The 22,757-nt window shown below is 62.8% G+C and carries 22 protein-coding genes and 1 pseudogene; 8 read left to right on the top strand and 15 right to left on the bottom strand.

Translation table 11 applies throughout. The annotated features are described in order from the left end of the window. Window positions 1–10 precede the first annotated feature (10 nt). The 5 genes from cyoD to ACZXDY_RS21590 all read right to left on the bottom strand — a co-directional run bounded on the left by cyoD (window position 11) and on the right by ACZXDY_RS21590 (window position 5,132). Window positions 11–400, bottom strand: coding sequence for a cytochrome o ubiquinol oxidase subunit IV (gene cyoD / locus ACZXDY_RS21610; protein WP_130223638.1), 390 nt, complete (start codon window positions 398–400; stop codon window positions 11–13). Next, entirely contained in the window at window positions 397–1,047 is a 651-nt protein-coding gene (locus ACZXDY_RS21605; protein ID WP_464346877.1) for a cytochrome (ubi)quinol oxidase subunit III, read from the bottom strand. The genes cyoD and ACZXDY_RS21605 overlap by 4 nt, the downstream gene beginning before the upstream one ends. Window positions 1,048–1,050: 3 nt before the next feature. After that, the gene (gene cyoB, locus ACZXDY_RS21600; protein ID WP_464346876.1) at window positions 1,051–3,048 is read right to left on the bottom strand and encodes a cytochrome o ubiquinol oxidase subunit I; all 1,998 of its coding nucleotides are present in this window, start codon (window positions 3,046–3,048) and stop codon (window positions 1,051–1,053) included. Beyond that, entirely contained in the window at window positions 3,038–3,871 is an 834-nt protein-coding gene (locus tag ACZXDY_RS21595) for a cytochrome ubiquinol oxidase subunit II (RefSeq protein WP_464346875.1), read from the bottom strand. The genes cyoB and ACZXDY_RS21595 overlap by 11 nt, the downstream gene beginning before the upstream one ends. Before the next feature lie 283 nt (window positions 3,872–4,154). Beyond that, window positions 4,155–5,132: a glycoside hydrolase family 3 N-terminal domain-containing protein gene (locus ACZXDY_RS21590; RefSeq protein WP_464346874.1), complete on the bottom strand. Its 978-nt coding sequence runs from the start codon at window positions 5,130–5,132 to the stop codon at window positions 4,155–4,157. On the opposite strand from ACZXDY_RS21590, the gene ACZXDY_RS21585 reads away from it, so the two are divergent. Next, on the top strand, window positions 5,131–5,478 hold the full coding sequence (locus ACZXDY_RS21585; protein WP_464346873.1) for a hypothetical protein: 348 nt from the start codon (window positions 5,131–5,133) through the stop codon (window positions 5,476–5,478). The genes ACZXDY_RS21590 and ACZXDY_RS21585 overlap by 2 nt on opposite strands. 115 nt (window positions 5,479–5,593) lie before the next feature. Continuing rightward, a pseudogene (locus ACZXDY_RS21580) lies at window positions 5,594–6,793 on the top strand (HAMP domain-containing sensor histidine kinase); the annotation flags it as partial. 3 nt (window positions 6,794–6,796) lie between these two features. On the opposite strand, the gene ACZXDY_RS21575 reads toward ACZXDY_RS21580, so the two are convergent. The 10 genes from ACZXDY_RS21575 to ACZXDY_RS21530 all read right to left on the bottom strand — a co-directional run bounded on the left by ACZXDY_RS21575 (window position 6,797) and on the right by ACZXDY_RS21530 (window position 16,280). After that, entirely contained in the window at window positions 6,797–8,029 is a 1,233-nt protein-coding gene (locus ACZXDY_RS21575; protein WP_464346872.1) for an acetyl-CoA C-acetyltransferase, read from the bottom strand. Between the two features lie 152 nt (window positions 8,030–8,181). Next, window positions 8,182–9,036: an HpcH/HpaI aldolase/citrate lyase family protein gene (locus ACZXDY_RS21570; RefSeq protein WP_464346871.1), complete on the bottom strand. Its 855-nt coding sequence runs from the start codon at window positions 9,034–9,036 to the stop codon at window positions 8,182–8,184. Between the two features lie 4 nt (window positions 9,037–9,040). Further along, window positions 9,041–9,496 (bottom strand): MaoC family dehydratase, encoded by a 456-nt coding sequence (locus tag ACZXDY_RS21565; protein WP_028164873.1) that lies wholly within the window; start codon window positions 9,494–9,496, stop codon window positions 9,041–9,043. Next, window positions 9,496–10,272: an enoyl-CoA hydratase/isomerase family protein gene (locus tag ACZXDY_RS21560; RefSeq protein ID WP_464346870.1), complete on the bottom strand. Its 777-nt coding sequence runs from the start codon at window positions 10,270–10,272 to the stop codon at window positions 9,496–9,498. The genes ACZXDY_RS21565 and ACZXDY_RS21560 overlap by 1 nt, the downstream gene beginning before the upstream one ends. Beyond that, entirely contained in the window at window positions 10,269–11,492 is a 1,224-nt protein-coding gene (locus ACZXDY_RS21555) for a CaiB/BaiF CoA transferase family protein (protein ID WP_464346869.1), read from the bottom strand. The genes ACZXDY_RS21560 and ACZXDY_RS21555 overlap by 4 nt, the downstream gene beginning before the upstream one ends. A 25-nt stretch (window positions 11,493–11,517) precedes the next feature. Beyond that, window positions 11,518–12,234, bottom strand: coding sequence for an ABC transporter ATP-binding protein (locus ACZXDY_RS21550; RefSeq protein WP_464346868.1), 717 nt, complete (start codon window positions 12,232–12,234; stop codon window positions 11,518–11,520). Beyond that, complete coding sequence (locus ACZXDY_RS21545; protein ID WP_028164869.1) at window positions 12,231–12,989, bottom strand: ABC transporter ATP-binding protein; 759 nt, start codon at window positions 12,987–12,989, stop codon at window positions 12,231–12,233. Before ACZXDY_RS21545 ends, ACZXDY_RS21550 begins: the two co-directional genes overlap by 4 nt. Window positions 12,990–12,991: 2 nt before the next feature. Next, complete coding sequence (locus tag ACZXDY_RS21540) at window positions 12,992–14,023, bottom strand: branched-chain amino acid ABC transporter permease (RefSeq protein ID WP_464346867.1); 1,032 nt, start codon at window positions 14,021–14,023, stop codon at window positions 12,992–12,994. Continuing rightward, window positions 14,020–14,922, bottom strand: coding sequence for a branched-chain amino acid ABC transporter permease (locus ACZXDY_RS21535; protein ID WP_464346866.1), 903 nt, complete (start codon window positions 14,920–14,922; stop codon window positions 14,020–14,022). Before ACZXDY_RS21535 ends, ACZXDY_RS21540 begins: the two co-directional genes overlap by 4 nt. 98 nt (window positions 14,923–15,020) lie before the next feature. Continuing rightward, window positions 15,021–16,280 carry an ABC transporter substrate-binding protein gene (locus tag ACZXDY_RS21530; RefSeq protein ID WP_464346865.1) on the bottom strand — a complete coding sequence of 420 codons (1,260 nt, stop codon included), beginning with the start codon at window positions 16,278–16,280 and terminating at the stop codon, window positions 15,021–15,023. A 169-nt stretch (window positions 16,281–16,449) separates the two neighbouring features. On the opposite strand from ACZXDY_RS21530, the gene ACZXDY_RS21525 reads away from it, so the two are divergent. The 6 genes from ACZXDY_RS21525 (at window position 16,450) to ACZXDY_RS21500 (ending at window position 22,739) form a co-directional block, all read left to right on the top strand. Beyond that, window positions 16,450–17,946: an AMP-binding protein gene (locus ACZXDY_RS21525; RefSeq protein WP_464346864.1), complete on the top strand. Its 1,497-nt coding sequence runs from the start codon at window positions 16,450–16,452 to the stop codon at window positions 17,944–17,946. Continuing rightward, window positions 17,943–18,602: a TetR/AcrR family transcriptional regulator gene (locus tag ACZXDY_RS21520; protein WP_464346863.1), complete on the top strand. Its 660-nt coding sequence runs from the start codon at window positions 17,943–17,945 to the stop codon at window positions 18,600–18,602. Before ACZXDY_RS21525 ends, ACZXDY_RS21520 begins: the two co-directional genes overlap by 4 nt. Beyond that, the gene (locus ACZXDY_RS21515) at window positions 18,592–19,365 is read left to right on the top strand and encodes an SDR family NAD(P)-dependent oxidoreductase (protein ID WP_456643174.1); all 774 of its coding nucleotides are present in this window, start codon (window positions 18,592–18,594) and stop codon (window positions 19,363–19,365) included. The genes ACZXDY_RS21520 and ACZXDY_RS21515 overlap by 11 nt, the downstream gene beginning before the upstream one ends. 10 nt (window positions 19,366–19,375) lie before the next feature. Further along, entirely contained in the window at window positions 19,376–21,295 is a 1,920-nt protein-coding gene (locus ACZXDY_RS21510) for a flavin-containing monooxygenase (protein WP_464346862.1), read from the top strand. A 29-nt stretch (window positions 21,296–21,324) separates the two neighbouring features. Next, a complete protein-coding gene (locus ACZXDY_RS21505) occupies window positions 21,325–21,954 on the top strand; it encodes a DsbA family protein (RefSeq protein WP_464346861.1) in 630 nt (209 codons plus the stop codon). 530 nt (window positions 21,955–22,484) lie between these two features. Continuing rightward, window positions 22,485–22,739: a hypothetical protein gene (locus tag ACZXDY_RS21500; protein WP_155255254.1), complete on the top strand. Its 255-nt coding sequence runs from the start codon at window positions 22,485–22,487 to the stop codon at window positions 22,737–22,739. The last annotated feature ends 18 nt before the right edge of the window (window positions 22,740–22,757 follow it).

Below are 22,757 nucleotides of genomic sequence, written 5' to 3'. Positions count from 1 at the left end.
GCGTGCGGCGCTAGCGCTGCATCTGCATGATCTGGTCCATCGGCATCATGTTCTGATTGAGGTTCGCCATGATCCATAGCGAGCCGCCAATCACCAGGAAGACGATGAGCACGCCGAAGGCAAGCGCCATCACGTTGTTGGTGTTGTCGGGACCGGTCGTGAGGTGAAGGAAGAAGACCAGATGCACGCCCATCTGGGCGATCGCCAGCACGATAATGGCGACGGGAATGCTCGGCTGCCAGACCAGATCGGTGCCGGCAACGAAGAACGAGGTCGCCGTCAACAGGAGCGCAAGGCCAAGGCCGGTGACATAGCCGAGTACGCGCAGGCCAACGCCGCCCTCGCCTTCATCGCCCGGTGCCAGATCGATGCGGTGCTGTTCCGAAGCTTGATCGCTCATGGCTTGCTCCCGAGCAGATAGACCACCGAAAATACCGCGACCCAGATGATATCGAGCGCGTGCCAGAACAGCGCAAAGCACATGATGCGTCGCCCGATGTCGGCCCGAAAGCCCTTGGCGACCACCTGCGCCATCATCGTCAGCAGCCAGAGGATGCCGGCAGAGACATGCAGGCCATGGCAGCCGACCAGGCTGAAGAAGGCGGTCAGAAACGCGCTGCGCGTCGGCCCCGCACCGCGTGCGACCAAGTCCGCAAACTCGCGCCCCTCGAGGTACAGGAAGCCGAGGCCGAGAACGCAAGTCGCCGCCATGCCCACCTGGAACCAGAGCCTGTTTCGAATATCGGCCGCGATATTGGCGAGCCCGCAGGTGAAACTTGACAGCAGCAGGAGGACGGTCTCGATCGCGACTCTCCTGAGATCGAACAGTTCGGCTCCCTTCGGACCCCCTGCGGTCTGGTCAACCAGGACCGCATAGGTCGCGAAGAAGCACGAGAACATGACGATGTCGCTGAGCAGGAATATCCAGAAGCCGAAGCCTGTGACGATCCGCTTCGGTGCCGGTCCCGTGTGCGCGACCGCGGCATGCGCGATCCCGCGCAGACGGTGCGGATCGGCTTGAGCATATGCCAGCGTCGTGTCAGCCACGGCTCAGGCCCCCGCCAGGCTGGTCAGGGCGCGCCGCTCTTCGATATTGGCACGGTCGATGCGCGCCACCTCCTTCGCCGGGATGATGTATTCGTCATGGTCCCGCCATGCGAATGCGACGAAGGTGGCGAAGGCGCCGATCGCACCGGCCGCGACCATCCACCAGATGTTCCAGATCAACGCAAAGCCCATGATGGTCGCGAAGAAGGCGCACACGAAGCCGGTCGGGGAATTGCGCGGCATCTCGATATCCTTGTAGTCGAGCTCGCGCTTCTCGAGGCCCTGCTGCTTGGCATGCGCCTTCAATGACCAGTAGGCATCTTCGCCGGTCACATCAGGTGGAATCGCGAAATTGAACACCGGTGGTGGCGAAGCCGTTGCCCATTCCAGCGATCGCCCATCCCAGGGATCGCCGGTGCGGTCGCGCAGCTCTTCGCGATGCCGAATGCTGACGGTGAGCTGCATGATCTGGAAGATGATCCCGATCAGGATAATCACGGCGCCGGCCGCCGCGATCAGAAGCCACGGCCGCCATTCCGCGACGTCGTAGTGCTGCATTCGCCGCGTCATGCCGAGAAAGCCGAGCGCATAGAGCGGCATGAACGCAACGTAGAACCCGATCAGCCAGCACCAGAACGCCGCTTTGCCGAGCCCCTCATGCAGGCTGAAGCCGAACGCCTTCGGAAACCAGTAGGCATAGCCCGCGAAAGCGCCGAACAGCACGCCGCCGATGATCACATTGTGGAAATGCGCGACCAGGAACAGGCTGTTGTGAAGCAGGAAATCGGCCGGCGGCACGGCGACCAGCACGCCGGTGAGGCCACCGAGGATGAACGTCACCATGAAGCCGATCGCCCACAGCATCGGCGTGTCGAACCGCACCCGTCCACCATACATCGTGAACAGCCAGTTGTAGATCTTCACGCCGGTCGGCACCGCGATGATCATACTGGCGATCCCGAAGATCGCATTGACATAGGGACCGGCACCCATGGTGAAGAAATGGTGCAGCCACACCATGAAGGAGATGACGCAGATCGCCATGGTTGCGAGCACCATGGACCGATAGCCGAACAGCGGCTTGCCCGAAAACGTCGAGACCACCTCGGAGAAGATTCCGAACGCGGGCAGTACAAGGATGTAGACCTCGGGGTGACCCCACGCCCAGATCAGGTTCATGAACATCATCACGTTGCCGCCGGCCTCATTGGTGAAGAAATGGAAGCCGAAATAACGGTCGAGAATCAGCATCGCCAGCGTTGCTGTCAGGATCGGAAACGCCGCCACGATCAACAAACTCGAGGCGAGCGTGGTCCAGCAGAACATTGGCATCCGCAGATAGGTCATGCCCCTGGTGCGCAGCTTCAGCACCGTGGTAACGAGATTGATGCCGGCAACCAGCGTGCCGACGCCGGAGATCTGAAGCGCCCAGAGATAATAGTCGACGCCGACACCCGGCGAATAAGTGAGTCCCGACAGCGGCGGATAAGGCAGCCATCCGGTGCGCGCGAACTCGCCCACCACCAGCGAGATGTTGACCAGCAGCGCGCCTGTTGCGGTGAGCCAGAAGCCGACGGAATTCAAGGTCGGAAACGCCACGTCCCGCACGCCGAGCTGCAACGGCACCACCAGATTCATTAGCCCGATCACGAACGGCATCGCCACGAAGAAGATCATGATGGTGCCGTGCGCGGAGAATATCTGGTTGTAGTGCTCTGGCGGCAGATAGCCTTGCGACTGGAAGGCAACTGCCTGCTGCGATCGCATCATGATAGCGTCGGAGAAGCCGCGCAGCAGCATGACCATGGCGAGCAAGGTATACATCACACCGATCCGCTTGTGATCGACGCTGGTGATCCATTCGCGCCAGAGATATGGCAGGTGGCCGGCAAGGACGACCCAGGCGAGGACTCCGAGGATGACGAGTGCGACCACGCCCGAGGCGATCATCGGAATCGGCTGATCGATCGGAATGGCGGACCAGTTCAGCTTACCGAACATCTTGGCCTCCGATATGCGACTGCGCGCTTTCTGACGTCAGCTTCGGTCCCGGCCCCGGGGGGATCTCCTGGGTGACGATGGCGTTGAACAGCCGCGGATCCTCGAGCCGATAGGTCGATGTCACGGTCTCGACTGACTGCTGGGCGAGCTTTCCATAGCTCTCCGCATTCAAGACACGATTGGTCTGGGCGGTGCGTGCCACCCAATCAGGAAACTCGAGTTGCGGTACGACCTGAACGTCGAACATCATATTGGGAAAGCCATCCCCGCTGAAATGAGACGACAGGCCCTGAAGGGTACCCTGATTGTCGGCGCGCAGCTTCAACCGCGTCACCATCCCGTTCATCGTATAGATCATGCTGCCAAGCTGCGGGATGAAGAACGCGTTCATCACGCTGCCGGAGGTCAACTCAAGATCAAGGGGAGAGCCGACCGGGACCGTCAGCGTGTTGACCGTTGCGATGCCCTGGTCCGGATAGATGAAGAGCCACTTCCAATCGAGCGACACGACCTGGATGCGGACCGGCGCGCCGGTCCCATCGATGGGCCGGGCGGGATCGAGCTGATGCGATCCAATCCACGCCACCCCGCCAAGCAGGATGATCGTCAGCGTCGGGATCGACCACACCACGAGCTCGAGGCGGCCGGAATAAGCCCAATGGGGCTGATAGGTCGCCCGTGGATTGGACTCGCGAAACCAGAATGCAAAGGCACAGATTGCCGCGATCGTCGGCAGGACGATCGCCAGCATGATCCCGACCGAGTCGATCAGAATTGTCTTCTGGGCAGCGGCGATCGGACCTTGCGGATCGAAGATGTTCATCGCGAAGCCGTGACCGTGTTGTTGCTACAGCGGGGTCTTGGAACGACACTTCGGCGGACGAGATCGGCTTGGTCGGAATCAAGGCAACGGCGCCGGGGTCCCGACAGGAAGACTGATACACTGACTTTAGAGGTTCATCCCGGGATTGTCCGATCAAATTTCAACGGCCCCGCGGCGATCAGCGGGCTCGATCGTTCATTTTTGAAAAAAGGCGGCGCAGTTTGCGATCGCAGCATCTGGGCTCGTTCCGGGCATCCGCGTCACCCGCGCCCCACGAGCGTCCTCAATCTCCCGGAAATGCGCGTCTCAAGCGCCCCTCGCTTTGGCGCAGCATGGCCGGGTCCAGCTTTCCCTGTCGGGACGCGTCCAGCGCGCAGGCAAAGATGCGATAGAACTGCGCCCCGTCGAATGCAACCAGGAGCATGTCGACGCCGGCATTCAGCGCCTCGACGACGGCATCGCAGACACTGTGCTGGTAGATCGCTACCATCACCAGGTCATCCGTCATCACGATGCCCTGATAATTCCATTTGTTTCGAATGATCCCGTCGACGACGCGCTTTGAGTGCGAGGCTGCATGATCCGGATCGATCGCGGTGAGCGTCACATGGCCGACCATGAGCTGCGCTTTTGAGTTCGCCAGCACCTCCCGGAACGGACGCCAGTCGGACGCTTCCAATTCATCCACTGATGTGCTGAGCTGCGCGCTGAAGTGATGGGTATCGGCGCGGACGCGGCCCAGCCCGGGAAAATGCTTGACGGTTGCCCCGACGCCGAACGCCTCGAGGCCGTGAACATACGCCTGCGCGATCTCGCCGACGATGGCGGGATCGGCTGAGATCGGCCGACGGCCGATCAGCGTATTGAAATCAAATCGATTGCGTCCGGCCTCCGGCCGCAGGTCGAGCACCGGGGCAAAGTTGAGATTGACCCCGAGCGCCGCCAGTTCCTGCCCGTGAATACGCCCTAATTCTTCGGCCTTCGCCTTCCGTAGGTCCGGCGTCATTTCCGCCAATGTGGCCAGCGCCGGCAGCTTGGTCAGTGGCGGCGACAGATGCGAAACGATGCCACCTTCCTGGTCGGCCGCGACGATCAAGGGCGGCAGCCCTGCAGCGCGCCGCTTGTCCTGAAGGGCTGCGATCTCGGCTTTCAACGCCCCCGCCGACTTTCGCCGCAGATTGTGCTTGCTGACATAGATGCCGCCGATCAACCCCTTCTCCGCCAGCACTGTCACCGCTGAGACCGACGAATAGCCGACCATGAAGTGCGGCCCAAAGGCTGCGCACCTGCACAGTATCGACCTGCAACACCTCGCGCTTGCGCAGCTCGAACGTAAGATGCGCGCCCAGCATCAGAAGCGGCGGCAGGCACCACAACAGGACCAGCAATCTTCGCGAAAACCCTTGCCGCCAGGAGCCGCGAAGCAGCAGGACAACGACCACCACACCGCTCGTGACCACGAGCCCGATGTTTCCCGTTCCGCGCAGCACAGCGAGATAGGGCTCGTTCTTGTTGGCGGCGACAAGGGCGAGCACCAGCCCGGCGAACCAGAGCCCGATGATAACGGCACGATTTCGAAATTTCATGGTTGGCGACGCCGCGTGTGAAACAACAGACCCCGCCCCTATCAAATGCACACATGCCGCGCGAGCACTTAACCACGTCTGCACGGAAACTGCACAAAACTCCTGAAGTCGTGCAGACGACCATTTCGAGATTTGCACACCGATCATCCGCGAGACGCAGAAGGTAACGCTTGCCGGATTCAGGATCCTCGATCCGCAGGGCGTCGTGATCGCGGGTCGTCAGGAAGTCGGACAATCGCTCGCCCATATCGAGGAAATCGCCGCGGCGCTCCATGGCGAATATCGCGCCGCGCTGCGAATCCCCGTGCCGGACAAGCCCCCGCCGCCGATCTATTCCATCAGCCGCGGCGTCGGCGTGCACGTGTTTTCCGCGATGCCGGTGATCGTCAACAACCGCGTGGCCGGTGTGATCTATACGACCCGGACGCCCAGCAACATTTTCGACCATCTCTATCAGGAACGCGTCAAGTTCCTGCTTGCCGCCCTCGCCGTAATCCTAGCGACAATGGCGATCGGGCTGTTTTTCTCCCGCACCATCACCCAGCCCATGCACGAACTGATCGGCCGCGCCGCGCGCATCGGCAAAGGCGATCGCAGCGCATTCCGCCCGTTGCGGCACTACGGCACGCGCGAATTCGCACAGCTCTCGCACAGTTTCTTCGGCATGGCCGAACAGTTGGCGCGGCGTTCAGACTACATCGCGACGTTCTCGGCACATCTCACGCACGAGTTGAAGTCGCCGCTCACCTCGATCAAGGGCGCGGCGGAGCTGCTCTTGGATTCTCTGGACGACAAATCGGACGGCCTGACCCGTTCCGAGCAGAAGACCTTCGTGTCGAACATTCTCGGCGATACCGAGCGCCTCGAAGCGATGGCCCAGTGCTTGCGCGAACTGGCGCGCGCCGAAACCGTGCCGCAGAACGAGCGCACCAAACTCGCGTCCGTGATCAGTGATCTCAAGGGCCGGTTCCCGGCTTGCGTTGTCACGGCGGCCGGCAGTCTCGACCGGCCGATCGGGATGTCCGGCGAAAAGGCGCTGATCGTCCTCTCACACCTTGCCGACAACGCGGTACGGCACAACGCCAAGAATATACGGCTCGACGCCGTGGACGAGCATACGGCCGTCAGGCTGGTCGTGGTCAATGATGGTGATCCGATCTCGGAAGCCAACCGCGAACGGATCTTCGACGCCTTCTTCACCATCCGCCGCGATGCCGGCGGCACCGGGATGGGGCTTGCCATCGTGCGCGCCGTGATGACAAGTCACGGCGGCTCGATCCGACTGCTGCCGACCAGTGAAGGCGTGACCTTCGAGCTCAGGTTTCCCGCCGCTTGAACCTCACACCCGCTCGATGATGATCGCAGGCGCCATGCCGCCGGCGGCACACATCGTCACCAGACCACGCTTGAGGTCACGCCGCTCCAATTCATCCAGCACCGTGCCGATCAGGATCGAGCCGGTGGCGCCGATGGGATGACCGAGCGCGATGGCGCCGCCATTGACGTTGACCTTCTCGCGATCCAGCTTGAGATCGCGGATGAACTTCTCCGCGACCACGGCAAAGGCTTCGTTGATCTCGAACAGGTCGATATCGTCAAGCGTCAGCCCGGCCTTGGCCAGCACCTTGCGCGCCGCCGGCACTGGCGCGTTCAGCATCAGGGTCGGCGAGTCCCCCATATTGGCCATCGCGACCACGCGCGCCCGCGGCTTCAGGCCGTGCTTCCTGGCGTAGTCGGGCGAAGCCAGCAGGATCGCGGCAGAGCCATCGACCACGCCGGACGAATTTCCCGCGTGATGGACAAAATCGATATCGAGATCGGGATATTTTTCCAGGATCAGCTTGCGATAGGTCGTCCCCTTGTCGTCGAGCGCGTAGTCGGCGACCGCCGGGAAGGCAGGTTTCAGCGCCGCGAGCCCTTCGAGCGTGGTCTGCGGCCGCGGATATTCCTCCTTGTCGAGCGCGAGCGCGCCATCCTCGCGATAGACAGGAACCAGGCTCTTGTCGAAATGGCCGCCCTTGATTGCGGCCGCCGCCCGCTTCTGGCTCTCCAGCCCGAGCGCATCGACGTCCTGCCGCCTGATGCCCTCGAGCGTCGCCACGGCGTCGGCGCAAACGCCCTGGTGCGATTGCGGATGCCTTGCGCGCAGGCGGAGATTGCCGGCGTCCATCATGAATGGCCCCTCGCCGCGCCGTCCCTCCATCGACATCACCTCGGTGCCGCCGGCGATCACGAGATCCTCGGAGCCGGACATGATCGAAGCAGCTGCCATGTTGACGCTGGTAATGCCGGAACCGCAGAAGCGATCGAGCGTGACGCCGCTCGCCTTCACGTCATAACCGGCATCGAGCGCCGACATGCGGCCGAGATCGCCGCTCTGCGCGCCGCGCTGGGAACTGGTGCCCCAGATGATGTCGTCGACATCAGCGGTATCGATGCCGGTGCGATCGGCCAGCGCGCGCAGCACGGTGGCGCCGAGCTGCTGCGGATGGATGCCTGACAGCGCGCCCTTGCCCGCCTTGCCAATGCCTCGCGGCGTCCTGCATGCATCGATGATCAGCGCGTCAACCATGGTGTGTTCCTCAGACAGTATTACATCGGCGCATTTGCAGCCGATCACCCCGCAAAGTCAATTCGCTGTCGTAGGGTGGGTAAAGCGAAGCGTGCCCACCACTTGCGGTCGATGCCAGAAAGGTGGGCACGCTTCGCTTTACCCACCCCACGCTACCCCCGCCGCAGCGCTAGAATCTTCTCCGCGGCGCGCAGATGCGGCTTGTCTACCATCTTGCCATCCATCTTCACCACACCGGACGGATTTTCCGCGAACGCAGCGACGACGCGCTCCGACCACGCGATCTCCTCGTCCGTCGGCATGAAGGCAGCATTGACGACGTCGACATGCTTTGGATGGATCACCGCCTTTGCCAGGAAACCATCCTGCCGCGCCGTGATGCATTCCTCCCGGAGCGCATCCAGATTGTTGATGTCGGTCGCGATCGTATCGATGGCGACGACGCCGGCGGCAGCCGCGCTGATCAGGCAGAGATCGCGCGCCAGCCAAAACGGGCTGTGAAAACGACTACCGGTGCGGTTGCGCGAGGCCCCGAGCGAGGCGGCGAGATCTTCGGCGCCCCACATCATGCCCCATAGCCGTGGGCTCATATTCTCGAAGTCGAGCAGTTTCAGCACCGCCCGCGCCGTCTCGGTCGCAACCGGCACGATGCGTGTCGTGCCCTGGGCAATGCCGGATGCCGCCTCGAACGCGTCGAGGTAAAGCGCGAGCTTGTTGACGTCGGCGGCCCCTGCACATTTCGGCAGGACGATGCCGTCTGGCTTCCCCGGCATGACGGCTGCGAGATCGCCCAGCGTCATGTCGGTGTCGAGCGCGTTGACGCGGACATACATCTTCTGATCCGGATTGCCCGAATTCAGCATCTCGCGCGTGATGCCGCGCGCCGCCTCTTTCTGCTCCGGCGCAATGGAATCCTCGAGATCGAGGATCAGGGCATCCGCGGCCGTCTTCTTCGCGCTTTCGAATTTCCGGACGCTGTCGCCGGGAACAAACAGGAACGAACGCATCGCCTCACGCCTTCGGTTTGCAGAGCATCAGCCCGGTACGGCGGCAGCTCGCCACCACCTCGCCGCGCTGGTTGGTCATTGTGTGCTCGAATTCCACGAGCCCCTGGGTCGGCCGCGACTTGCTCGGGCGCTTCGAGACGATCTTGGTGTGCGCCCGCAGCGTATCGCCATGAAACACCGGCTTCGGAAACTTCACATCCGTCATGCCCAGATTGCCGACGGTGGTGCCGAGCGTCGTATCATAGACGCTCATGCCGATCATGATGCCGAGCGTATAAAGGCTGTTGAACAGCCGCTGGCCATATTCGGTCTTCTCGGCGAAATGGGCATCGAGATGCAACGGCTGCGGGTTCATGGTCAACAGACTGAACATCGTATTGTCCATCTCGGTCACGGTGCGGCTGAATTCATGATGGAATTCCCGCCCGACCTCGAACTCCTCGAAATATAGTCCTGCCATCAGCGTCCCCGATAGTTTGGCGTCCGCTTCTCGACGAACGCGTTCAACCCTTCCTGACAATCTTCCGTCGTCGCGACAAGCGCAAAACTCTCGGCCGCGTTCTCGATCGCGCGGCGGTAGTCCGCATCCACTGCGCGCATGAGGGCATCGCGGCCGATCTTCATCACGATGGGCGACTTGGCGGCGAGCTTTCGGGCGACCTCGCGGGCGCGATCGAGCGCGGTCCCCTTCGTCACGACTTCGCTCAAAAGGCCCATGCGAAACGCGGTTGCCGCATCGAAGGGCTCGCCGAGAAACAACGGCCCGAAGGCCTGGTGCTTTCCCACCAGCCGCGGCAAATGCACGAAGTGAAGCGCCGGTATCAGCCCGACATCGATCTCCGGATAGCCGAAGGTCGAGGCGTCGCCGGCAATGATCATGTCGCAGGATATGGCAATGGTCATGCCGCCAGCCCGCGCGGCACCATCGATCGCGGCAATCGTCGGCTTGCCCATTCGGTACTGGACATCGTTTAGGGCGAAGTAGAGCCGTTCGAGAAAGCCCTTGATCTCGATCGCCGGCTTGCCGCGCACGATGTCGAGATCGAGCCCGGCACAAAACACCTTGTGGGCACTGCCGATGATCACGGCGCGCACGGCCGCATCGTCCTTGGCCGTCTGCAATGCAGCCAGCAGCGCGTCGATCAAGGACAGGCTCAGCGCGTTGACCGGCGGGCGATCCAGCATGATCTCGGCGATACCGTCGGCAACCGAGTAGCGGACGAGTTTGTGGCTCATGATGCACCACCTCCATTTGGCCGCGACTGACGCACGGCACCGGCCGCGATCAACGCATCGATGACGGCACCGTCGACGCCAGCCTCTGTCAAAACCTCGACGCTGTCCTGTCCGATATCCGGCGCGGGACGCAGATCGTCCTCTGAACGACTTGCGATCCCCGGCGTCCGCGGCGTGTAGACCGGGCCGACGCCGGGCGTATCCTGGCAGACCGCGGCCTTGGTTGCCTCGACGTGAGCATTCCTCAGCCATTCGCCGGGATTGTGGATGCGCTCCGCGATGATATCGGCCGCATGCAGCCGCGTCAGCCACGCCTCGGCCGTTTGGGTCAGGAAGACTTCCCGTAGCTGCGGGATCAGCGTATCAGCCGAATCCGCACGCCGAGCGAAATCGGCAAAACGCGGATCAGTGGCGAGATCTTCGCGCCCGATCGCCGTGCAGAGCCGCCTGTACTGCGCTTCGTTCACCAGCGTCACCATCATCCAGCCGTCCTTGGCCTGGTAGGTGCCGGCCGGCACGTTGAGCGCGCGCGGTGCACCGCCTTCCAGAATGAACTCAGCAACCTTGTGCCCCAGCAGCGCCGCCGTCGACTGGCAGAGATTGACGTCGATCCAGCGTCCCGTGCCCACGGTCGCGCGCGCGAACAGCGTGGTGGCGATGGCCTGGAAGGCATAGACGCCGGTGACGACGTCGGAGATCGTCGTGCCGATCCGGTGCGGTGTACCGTCGGCGCCGACATTGACCGAGACCAGACCCGAAAACGCCTGCGCCACGGAATCCGATCCGGGACGCTTCGCGTAAGGTCCACTTTGCCCGAAGCCGCTGACCGCGAGATAGACCAGGCCGGGATTGTCGCGTGACAGCGATTCATACCCGAGCCCAAGCCGCGCGGCCACGCCGGGCCTGAAGCCTTCGATCAGGACGTCGGCGTCCCTTGCCAGCTTCTGAGCAATCGCGATCCCATCCTTCTGCTTCAGGTCGAGGCACAGGCTGCGCTTGCCGCGGTTGTAGACGGCGGACAGCGTGGTATGGTTGCCATAGGTCGTCCCGAGATAGCGCGACCAGTCACCCTCCGGCGGCTCGACCTTGATGACGTCGGCGCCATAGACCCCAAGCAGCATCGCGCAATAGGGCGACGCAATGCCCTGTCCGAAATCGAGCACCCGAAGGCCGCGATAGGGCGCCTCGTGCGTCGGCGCCAGCCTGCTTTCAACCGCCATTCATCCTCCCCATGGAGGCCGAAGGCTACAGCGCCAGATAGCGCTGCCGAATGTTGTCGTTGGCCTTCAGCTCTTCGATTGGAGATGTGTAGACGATTTGGCCCTTGTCGATAACCGTCGCGTGGCTTGCAAGGCCAAGGCAAAAATGCATGTTTTGCTCGGCGATCAACACCGTGGCGCCGGTTGCGCGAAGCTGCCGCAACAGTTCGCCGATTCGTTGCACGATGATCGGCGCCAATCCCTCGCTCGGCTCGTCCAAGAGCAGCAGCGCTGGGTTGCCCATCAGCGTCCGCGCGATGGCCAGCATCTGCTGCTCGCCGCCGGACAGCCGTCCCGCGATCCGGTAGCGCAATGGCTCGAGCAGCGGGAAAACGTCATAGATGCGCCGAATCGACCATTCGTCCTCGCCATTTGGCCCCTTCTTCTGGCCGATGACGAGATTGTCTTCGACCGTATGCTCCGGGAAGATCTGGCGGTCCTCCGGGACAAAACCCAATCCGGCGCGGGCGATGCGATGCGGCCGCATCCCGGAAACGGTCCTGCCGTTCAGGGTCACCTTGCCGCGACGCGCCGGCGCGAGCCCCATGATCGCCTTCATGGTAGTGGACTTGCCGGCGCCATTGCGCCCGAGCAGCGCCATGGTCTCGCCCTGCCGCACCGAGAGGCCGACGCCAAACAGGATCTGGCTCGTGCCGTAGTAGACGTCGAGGTCCTGGACCTGCACGACTGGCAAAGCGCTCATGTCACGGCCTCGGCATGGTCCTCGGTACCGAGATAAGCCTCGATCACCGCGTCGTTGCGCCTGATGGCATCAGGTGTGCCAGTCGCAAGGATGCGGCCGTAGCAGAGCACGACGATCCTGGGCGCGATCTTGAACACGATGTCCATGTCGTGCTCGATGAACACGACCGTGATCTTCTGCGTCTCCCAGAGCTCCCGGACCTTGTCGATCATCCGCCAGCGCTCTTCGGTGCCCATGCCGGCGGTCGGCTCGTCCAGCAGCAGCACCTTTGGGTCGAGCACCAACGCCAGCGCGATATCGAGCAGCTTCTGATCGCCATGCGACAGCGTCGCGGCGGTGCGGTGGCGCTTGTTGGCAAGGCCGAGCAATTCCATCGCGTGCTCCGCGCGGTCCCGCGTCTCGACGAGCGGGAAACGCCGGTGCAGCACGGTCGAGCGGCGCTGATCCGCGCAGACCGCGGCGAGCATGGTCTCCTGCACGGTGAGCGAAGGAAAGATGCTGGCGACCTGGAACGCCCGTCCGATGCCGTGCCGCACGATCTCGGGCGGCGACTTGCCGGCGAGATCGACGCCGTCGAGCATTACCTCGCCGGAATCCGGTCTGAGCGCGCCGGTGATCAGATTGAAGAAGGTGCTCTTGCCGGCACCGTTCGGACCGATCACGGCCGTCAGCGAGCCATCGGCAAAGTCGAGCGAAACGTTGTCCGTCGCTTTCACCCCGCCGAACGACTTTGAGAGCTCGCGAATATCAAGCATGCCTAGCCGCGCTCCCCTGGCCCGTCGCGCCGCTGCGCATACCACTCGAGCACATAATCCATCAGGCCCTTGCGCAGGCCGATGGCGAAGAACAGGATCACGACGCCGAGCACGATGCCATGATATTCCGTGTAGCGGGTGACGGTATCGTTGAGGATCAGCAGCAGCACCGTGCCGACCATCGGCCCCAGGAACGTGGTGACGCCGCCGAGCATGTTGATGAAGATGCCCTCGCCCGAAATCGTCCAGTAGGCGAATTCGGGATAGGCGCCGGAGACGAACAGCGCCATCACCATGCCGCCGGTGGACGCAAACAGCGCCGCCAGCACGAAGATGGTCAGCTTGGCGCGCCAGACATCGATGCCGATGAAGCTGGCGCGCCGCGCATTGTCGCGGATCATGCGCAGCGTATAGCCGAACGGCGATTGCGCGATCTGGCGCATCAGAAGCAGGCCGAGCACCAGCAGCGCGCAGCTTGTGATGTAGAGATGCACATGATTGGCAAGATCGATGCCGAAAAATACCGGCCGTGGGATGCCGCCGCGCAAGCCCTGGTCGCCGCCGGTCAACGACGCCCAGGTCAGGATCGTCGAGTGGATCAGCATCTGGAATGCCAGCGTGACGAACGCGAAGTAGATCTCCTTCAGCCGCACGCAGATCGCACCGATGATCGCAGCAAAAACGGCGGTGATCGCGAGCGTCGCCACAAAAGCCACCGGTATCGGCACGCCGGTGCGCTGCATCAGCAGGCCGAAGCCATAGGCGCCGAGACCGAAGAACATGCCGTGCCCGAACGAGATCATGCCGGTATAGCCGACGAGCAGATTGAGCGACGTCGCGAACAGGCCGAACGCTGAACAGCGGATCACGAAATCGAGCAGCGCCTTGCTGCCGAAGAAGAATGGCAGCGCCGCCAGCACCGCAAAGGCGACCAGCGCAATCAGAATGTCGCGATAACGCGAGCGGAACGAGCGCGTTTCGATGCGCGGCGCATTCAAGGTCTCCGACGCGCGATCAGCCTGCAGCTCGGTCATGCGACCTCCTTGCCGAACAGGCCGGTCGGCCGTGACACCAGGACGATCACCATGAACAGGTACATCAGGCCTTCGGTGAACAGGGGAAAGCCGAGCGAGCCGAACGAGCGGATCAGGCCGATGAGCAGCGCCCCGATCAGCGCGCCCAGGATCGAGCCCATGCCGCCGATCACGGTGACGATGAAGGATTCGATCAGCACTGAAAATCCCATTCCCGGCGTCAGCGAGCGCACCGGCGCCGCCAGTGCGCCGGCAAGCCCAGCGAGCATGCCGCCGAGCGCGAACACGCCGCCATAGAGCAGCCCGGTATTGATGCCGAGCGCCGACACCATGCCCGGATTGTGGGCGGCCGCGCGGATCACCTTGCCGATCCGGGTGCGGGCAAGCCCAAGGCCAAGCACCAAGGCGGCGGCCAATGCGACCCCGATCAGCAGCAGGTAATAGGGCGGCACGACGCCGCCGGCGATGAACAGCGGTCGCACCTGGAACGCCGACGGCATGCCCATCGACTTGAATTCAGGTCCCCAGATCATGCGCACGACGTCGTCGAAGATCAGCACGAAGGCGTAGCAGACCAGCAATTGCATCAGCACGTCGGCGCCATAGACGCGGCTCATGAACACGCGCTCGAAGATCAGGCCGAGGAGCGCCGTGCCCGCCGCGCCGCACAGCATCGCGAGCGCAAAGCTGTCCGTGAGCTGGTAGGCCGTCATCGCGAAATAGGCGCCGAACATATAGAAGGCGCCGTGGCTGAAATTGACCACCTTGAGCACGCCGAAGATCAGCGTCAGCCCGACGGCGACGAGAAACAGCAGCATACCGATAATGAGGCCGCTGGTGGTTTGCGTCACCAGGCAGGCCGGACTGGCGAGGCAGCCAGCGAGCGCGTCTATATCCAATGCAGTATTTCCATCTCAGCGCGCCGAAACCGTCGGCGCGCAACTCGCCAAACGTGACGTATGTGGAAGCGGCCCGCCCGCCTCCACTCACAGGCCGGTCAGGTGTAGCCCTTGCTCTTCTTCCACTCGGCTTCGAGCTCGAAGATGGTCTTCCAATCGCCGGCCTTCACCTCCGGCACATAAGGTTCCTGCGGGATCGTGGTGCCCCAGCCGATGGCGTAGCCGACCAGGGTGTTGTCCTCCGCGCGCATCGTCACGGTGCCGTCGGCGCCGAACGGGCATTTGATCGTCAACCCGCGCAGCGCTTCCGCGACCTTCTTGCCGTCAGTGGAGTTGGCTTTTTTCACCGCCTCGGTGAACAGCATCACCGCAGTCGCATTCTGCCACGACCAGTTGGTCGGGTACTCGTTGTACTTCGCCCGGTAGGCGTCGCCCCACGCGGCATTCTCCGGCGTCTTCGGGAATGTCTTGATGTAGCGGTTGCCGGAGTGAATGCCCTTCGGCAGGTTCTTCACCACCGTGAGCGCCGTGTAGTCGGCCATGTTGACGGCGAACACTTCCATCTGCGTGAACAGCGCGTAGATGTTGGCCTGGTCGATATAGGACGTCAGATCGCCGCCCCACAGGCACGTATACAGCGCCTGCGGCTTGGCCTGCAGGATCTTCGTCACCACTTCGGTGTAGTCAGGCTGGAACAGCTTTGGCCAGGACTCGCTGATGATCTCGACATCGGGCGCAAAGCGCTTGAGATAGAGCGCGAATTCGCCGGTGGTATCGCGGCCATAGGCATAGTCCGGCGAGCAGGTCGCCCATTTCTTCAGGCCCTTGGCTTTGGCGATCGCCGCCGCATAGCTGCCACCGACGATGGAATCGTGGATGCCTTGCCGGACGCAGCGGAACGCGTTCGGAATGTGCTGCTTCGGATCCGCGGTCAGCGAGGAGGCTTCCGAGCAGGTGTGGATGCAGAGCACGCCGAGGTCGCGCGCCACTTCGTGCACCGCGAATGATCCGGACGAGGCCTCGCCGTCGAACAGCATCTCGCAGCCGTCGGTGTTGACGAGTTCGCGCGCGACGCGGGCTGCTTCCTGCGGCTGGCCCTTGGAGTCGCGGATCACCATCTCGATCTGCCGGCCAGCCAGGCCGCCCGCGGCGTTGACCTTCTCGACCTCCAGCAGCACGGCATTGCGCGAGGACGTGCCGAGCTGCGCGACGCGACCCGACAAAATCGTCGGCATGCCGATCTTGATGGTCTTGGCCTGCGCGCGCGCCACCCATGGCGCAGCGATCGTCACCGCACCGGCGCCCATCAGCGCCAGAGTCGCACGGCGGCTGACGCCCGGTTGACGGGTTCTCTTCATTCTCCCCTCCCAGTCGGGTTGTCGTTCCCTATTCCCTTGCCGGAGATCATCTCGTCTCCGTGGACACAAGGATTTCAGAGCAAGGGGGGTGACGTCAAGCCAAAGATGAATTACGAGTCATAGTTCATCGGGGAAGGCAACGAGGCCGAAACGGCCCTTTGAGCGGCAGATGATCAACCTTTCGAGCTTCATCGCCTTTCATGCCAAGCGGACGCCGCATCGGTGTGCGCTGAAATATCGCGGCGTGGACATTTCCTACGGCAACTTCGACGAGCGCATCCGCCGGGCGGCCGGCTGGCTCGTCTCTCGCGGCATCGGCCCCGACGACGTCGTGGCGGTGCTGATGAAGAACAGCGCCGCCTTTCTCGAACTGGTGTTTGCCACCAGCCATATCGGCGCGGTGTTCCTGCCGATCAACTATCGCCTCTCCGCCGATGAGGTCGGCTACATCGTCGGCAATGCCGGCGCGCGCATCCTGATCGCGGATCAAGAGCTTGCCGCAACCGCGGCGGGCCATGCGCCAATCGTATTGCTGGATGAAGCCGCGCAATCGACTGCCACGCAGTTCGCCGGCGACATCGCGCCCGCGCCTATGCATGTCCGCCGACCACAGGACCTGATGCGGCTGATGTACACGTCAGGCACGACCGACCGCCCCAAGGGCGTGATGCTCAGTTACGAGAACATGTACTGGAAGTCGGCCGACCAGACGCTGGTGCTCGGCCTCAATGCGGATACGCGCCTGCTTGTCGTCGGCCCGCTCTATCACGTCGGCGCCCTCGATCTGCCTGGAATCGGTGTGCTGTGGCACGGCGGCATGCTCTCGGTCCATCGCGACTTCAAGCCCGAACAGGCGCTCGCTGCGATCGCAGCGGAGAAGCTGAACGCGGCGTGGCTCGCCCCTGTGATGACGACCGCGATCCTCGCTTGCCCCACCCGTGACCGTTACGATGTCTCAAGTCTCGCATGGGTGATCGGCGGCGGCGAGAAAACGCCGGAGCTGCGCATCCGCGCTTTCTCCGACTGTTTCAAGAATGCCCGCTACATCGACGCCTATGGTCTGACGGAAACCGTCGGCGGTGACACCTTCATGGAGCCGGGCCGCGAGATCGAGAAGATCGGCTCGACCGGACGCGCCATCGCCCATGTCGAGGTCGAGATCCGTGATGACCAGGGCAATCCTCTCCCCGCGGGCGAGAACGGCGAGATCTGGCTGCGCGGACCGAAGGTCACGAAAGGATATTGGCGGGATCCGGAGAAGACCGCAGCCGCCTTCTTCGGCGACTGGTTCCGCACCGGCGATGTCGGCTATCTCGACGAGGAGGGCTTCCTCTATCTCACCGACCGCAAGAAAGACCTGATCATTTCCGGCGGCGAGAACATCGCCTCCTCCGAGGTCGAGCGCGTCATCTATGAAATGCCTGAGGTTCGCGAGGTCGCCGTCATCGGCGCGCGCGATGAGCGCTGGGGCGAGAAGCCGGTCGCAATCATCGTGCTGGCGGAAGGCGCTGCGCTCGATCTGCCCGCCCTCACCGATTACTGCCGCACCCGGCTCGCCAGCTTCAAAGTGCCGAAACAACTGATCATCCGCGACAGCCTGCCGCGCAACCCTTCCGGCAAGGTGCTCAAGCGCGTGCTGCGCGCCGAACTGGAGACCGCTACATGACCCAAGCACCGCACGCTGCGCCCATCAAGATCCCCAAGCTGAACCGGGTCGAGCGCAACGCCTGGACCAAGCAAAAGATCTTCGACGCCGCGACCAAGGTGGTCGGCAAATATGGCTACGCCGAAGCCTCCGTTGCCCGCATCACCGAGGAAGCCGGCGTCGCGCAAGGCACCTTCTACAATCATTTCGAGAGCCGGCAGGAGCTGCTGGAGCAGCTCCTGCCGAAGATTGGACTGGACATGGTGCGCTTCATCCACGCACGCACCGGCACCGCCCACACCGCGCGGCAGGAGATCGAGCGCTTCACCGCCTTCTTCGATTTCATCCTGGAAGTGCCGGAGTTCCTGCGCATCCTCAACGAAGCCGAATTCTTTGCACCGATCGGCTACCAGAAGCATTTCGACAATATCTCGATCGCCTATGTGCGCATCCTCGGCCGCGCGCGGCAGGCCGGCGAGATCACCGATTTCAGCGACGAGGAGTTCGAGGCGATCGTGCAGATGCTGATGGGCGCGCGCGGCTATCTCAGCCGCCGCTATTCCTACACCGACGGCAAGGTCACCGCCCCGCCCGATCATGTGATCTCGGCCTATCGGAAGCTTGTGACCCGCGGCCTGTTCAACAAAGCAAGTCAGGAAAATGGTCATGAGCGCTGACGGCCTCGTTCTCGTCACCGGCGGCAGCCGCGGCATTGGCGCCGCCACCGCCACGCTGCTTGCCGACCAGGGCCAGCGCGTCGTCATCGTCGACATCGCGCCGGAACCGCTGGTCGGGACCGATGCGATCCTCTGGCCCGCCCCGTTCGATGTCGCGAGCGAAGCGACCGTCACCGCCGGCGTTGCCGACATCGAGGCCGCGCATGGGCCGATCACCGGCCTTGTCAATGCCGCCGGCGTGTTCGGCAAGATGCATCGGATCGAGCGGGTGCGGATGGAGCAATGGGACCGCGAGGTCAACATCGACCTGCGCGGCACGTTTCTGGTCGCCCGCAGCGTCGGCGTGCGGATGGCCGCGCGGCGAAACGGCGCCATTGTCAATGTCGCCTCAGTCGCCGGCATGACCTCGGGCCCGATCCACGCCTATACCGCGGCGAAGGCCGGCGTCATCCAGATCACACAGACGCTTGCCGCCGAATGGGGCCGGGTCGGCGTGCGCGTCAACGCGGTATCGCCGGGTTTCACCCGCACGGCGATGCTGGAAGCCGGCATCGCCTCGGGCGCGCTCGACAAGGAACTGCTTTCGCGGCCATCTGCCATGAACCGGCTGGTCGAGCCGTTCGAGGTGGCGCAGGCGATTGCCTGGCTGCTTTCCCCAAAGAGCAGCGGCGTCACCGGCATCAACCTGCCTGTCGATGCCGGCTTTATCGCGGGGTCAACATGGGCCGCCTATGGCGGATTGCCGGAAGCACCGGAAGCGTGAGGACAACAGCATGAACATCGAAATGCCGCGCAAGAAACTCGACCTGGCTTCCGCGATCGCTGAAGGCGACATCCGCGTGCTATTGATGGTGCTCGTGCACATGACCGGCGATGAGCGCTGGCTGGAACCACCGTACAAGCCCAAGCGTGACGTGCGCCTGATCCCCGATCCGGCTGCCGGCGTGCCGAAAGAGATTCAGGACGAAATCCGCGCCGCGGTCCTGAAGCTCTATGAGAACGGCGAGCCCAAGCCTGTTATCACTGATCCCGGCAACGAGCTGATGCTGAAGATGATGAGCGCGACGCTCGGCGAGCCCGTTGCGCCGGAATATGCGCCGCTGATGCGCGAGGAAATGGGTTTCATCCCGCGCGATGCGCGCTGGACCAAACGTCCATCGGACGAGAAGCTCGCCGAACAGCACGTCCTGATCGTCGGCGCCGGCGTCTGCGCGATTGCGCTCGGCGTCGCGCTGGACCGGCTCGGCATCCCCTATACCATCGTCGAGAAAGAGGACGAGATCGGCGGCACCTGGTACGTCAACCGCTATCCCGGTTGCGGCGTCGATACCCCGAACCACTCCTATTCCTTCTCGTTCGGCGAGCGGAACCAGTGGACGCGTTATTTCGCGCCGCGCCAGGAACTGCTCGACTATCTCTTGAAGGTGGTGCGCGAACACGGCATCCGACGCCATGTCCGTCTCAACACCGAGCTGATCGCCTCACGCTGGGACGACAACAAGCGGCGCTGGATCTCGACTCTCAAGACCGAGAAAGGAGAAGAAACTTTTGAATCGACCGCTCTCGTCAGCGCGATCGGCCAGCTCAACGACCCCGCCCCGGCTCACTTCAAGGGCGAGCAAGATTTCCAGGGCCTCGCCGTGCATTCGGCGCTGTGGTCCGACGATATCAATCTCGACGGCAAGCGCGTCGCCGTGATCGGCACCGGCGCCACCGCGATGCAGCTCGTGCCCGCCATCGCCGATCGCGTGTCGTCGGTCACGGTCTATCAGCGCACGGCGCAATGGGCACGCCCGGTCAAGGGTTACTCCGACCCGATCACCGAAGGCGCGCGATGGCTGCTCGCGCATTTGCCCTTCTATGTGCAGTGGTACCGCTTCAACATGTTCTGGCGCTATGGCGACGGCCTGCTGCCATTCCTGCGCAAGGATCCGAACTGGCCGCATCCGGCGCGCGCCGTCAACAAGGGCAACGACCGGCACCGGCAGGAGCTGACGGATTTCATCCTGTCCGAGCTCAAGGATCGCCCCGACCTGATCGAAAAATGCGTGCCGACCTATCCGCCCTATGGCAAGCGCATCCTGCTCGACAACAACTGGTTCAAGACGCTGACCAAGCCGAATGTCGAGCTGGTCACCGACCCGATCGATCATTTTGCGCGCGACGGCATCGTCACGGCAAACGGCAAGCAGCGTGCGCACGACATCATCGTCATCTCAACCGGCTTCAGGGTTTCGGAGATGGCGGCGCGGCTCAACATCACCGGGCGCGGCGGCAACAATCTCAGGGATGTCTGGGCCAACGATAACCCGACGGCCTATCTCGGTTTGACCGTGCCAAACTTCCCAAACTTGTTCCTGATGCTGGGCCCGAACTCAGGACCTGCGCATGGCGGCAGCGTGATTTTCCAGTCGGAATGCCAGAGCCGCTACATCTCGGCTTGTCTGGTCGAGATGATCGAGAAAGGCATTGCCGCCATCGATGTCAGTCAGGAAGCCCATGATCAATATGTCCGCAAGGTCGATGCCGAACATGAGCAGTTGATCTGGACCCATCCGGGCATGACGACCTATTATCGCAACAGCCGGGGCCGCGTGTTCTCGGCCATGCCCTGGCGCTTCGTCGACTATTGGGGGATGACTCATGATCCCGACCTGAGTCAGTATCGACAAACCAAACGTGCAGACGCCTGAGAGCCACCATGATCACGGAGGGGCTAAGGATGGAAAGGCCGCGCGTACGCATCTATACCGACTACAAGAGCCCTTACGCCTTCGTCGCCAACAAGCGCCTGTTCGAGCTCGAAGAGCAGCATGGCGTCGAGTTGGAATGGCTGCCCTATACGCTGCGGATCCCGGAATTCATGGGGACGGTGGAAGAGCGCACCCCGCATTTCTGGCGCAAGGTGCGTTACGCCTACATGGACGCGCGGCGTTTCGCCAACGCGCAGGGCCTGACGATGAAAGGGCCGCGGCGGATTTACGACGCCTTCTATTCCAGCGCCGGCATGCTGTTCGCCCAACGCCACGGCCTGTTCCGGCCGTACCACGACACGGTCTTTCGCCGCTTTTGGAACCATGATCTGGAGATCGACGAACTATCTGATATCGCGGGCGTGATCGCGACGATCGGCGGCTCGGCGAAAGAGTTCGAGGAATATGTTCGTGGGCCCGCGCGAGCGGAACATGATCGGATCGTCGAGGAAGCGGAGGCGCTCGGCGTGTTCGGCGTCCCGACCATGGTGTTCAATGGCGAGCTGTTCTGGGGTGGCGATCGCATCGACTTGCTGATCGAGCGCATCAAGGATCCGACCTCCATCGCGATAGCGCTTGGCAGCCGACATAGGAAATGATCCTGCGCTTCATGGTTCCCTCACCTCGGGGAACCGCGACTTCACTTGACAGCCTCCAATATCTGCCGCAGCATTTTGTTGATGCACCTGTCGGGGTGCTGGAGCTTGGCTCCCGGCCTTGCAGGGATTGCCGATCGATTATGTCGTCGGGCGGCAAGCAGAGGATACGGACAGATGTCCGTCGGGCCACTCTTGGAGAGGAGCATGACGCCACCGGGACAGTCCTGTGACCTTGCTCAGCGGCAAGGTCTCGGCGCAGTTGAGGCGAACAGCAGCTGCTAGCCGCATTGCGCCGTCGACAATCTGAACATATCCACCGGATGGGAGCGCAAAGGCCACGCGCTTTACGATCCAGAGTTATCCTGGTGTCTACCAGAATCCTTCGCTAAAACGAAGATGCAGGGCCCCGCGATGCTCCAATGCACCGGGGCCCATTAATTTGCAGGGTTGAGGCGTCGAGGTCTGCCATCCAGATCCGGAACCGAACTCCTCTTCGCGCGCTAATTTCGCTCGAACCGAGGGAGGTCATGATGAAACGCTATCTGCTTTGTCTCAATTTGGTTGCGTTGCTCGCGGCTGTCTGCCATGCCCCTGCCCTCGCCCAAAGCACGAGAACCGGTCCGGCATTTTATGTTGTGCTCAATTCGCTGACCAAGAGTTGCTCGGTCGTCGACAAGACGCCCAAGACGGATACCCCGAACATCACGGTCGCAAGCGACACGGTTTACAAGAGCCGGGCCGAGGCGGAGGAAGCGATCAAGACCTTGCCGTCCTGCTCGCGATAGCTGGTTCGCTAGATGAAA

Source organism: Bradyrhizobium sp. LeoB3 (assembly GCF_055456055.1).
This window is presented reverse-complemented; position numbering and strand designations above follow the sequence as displayed.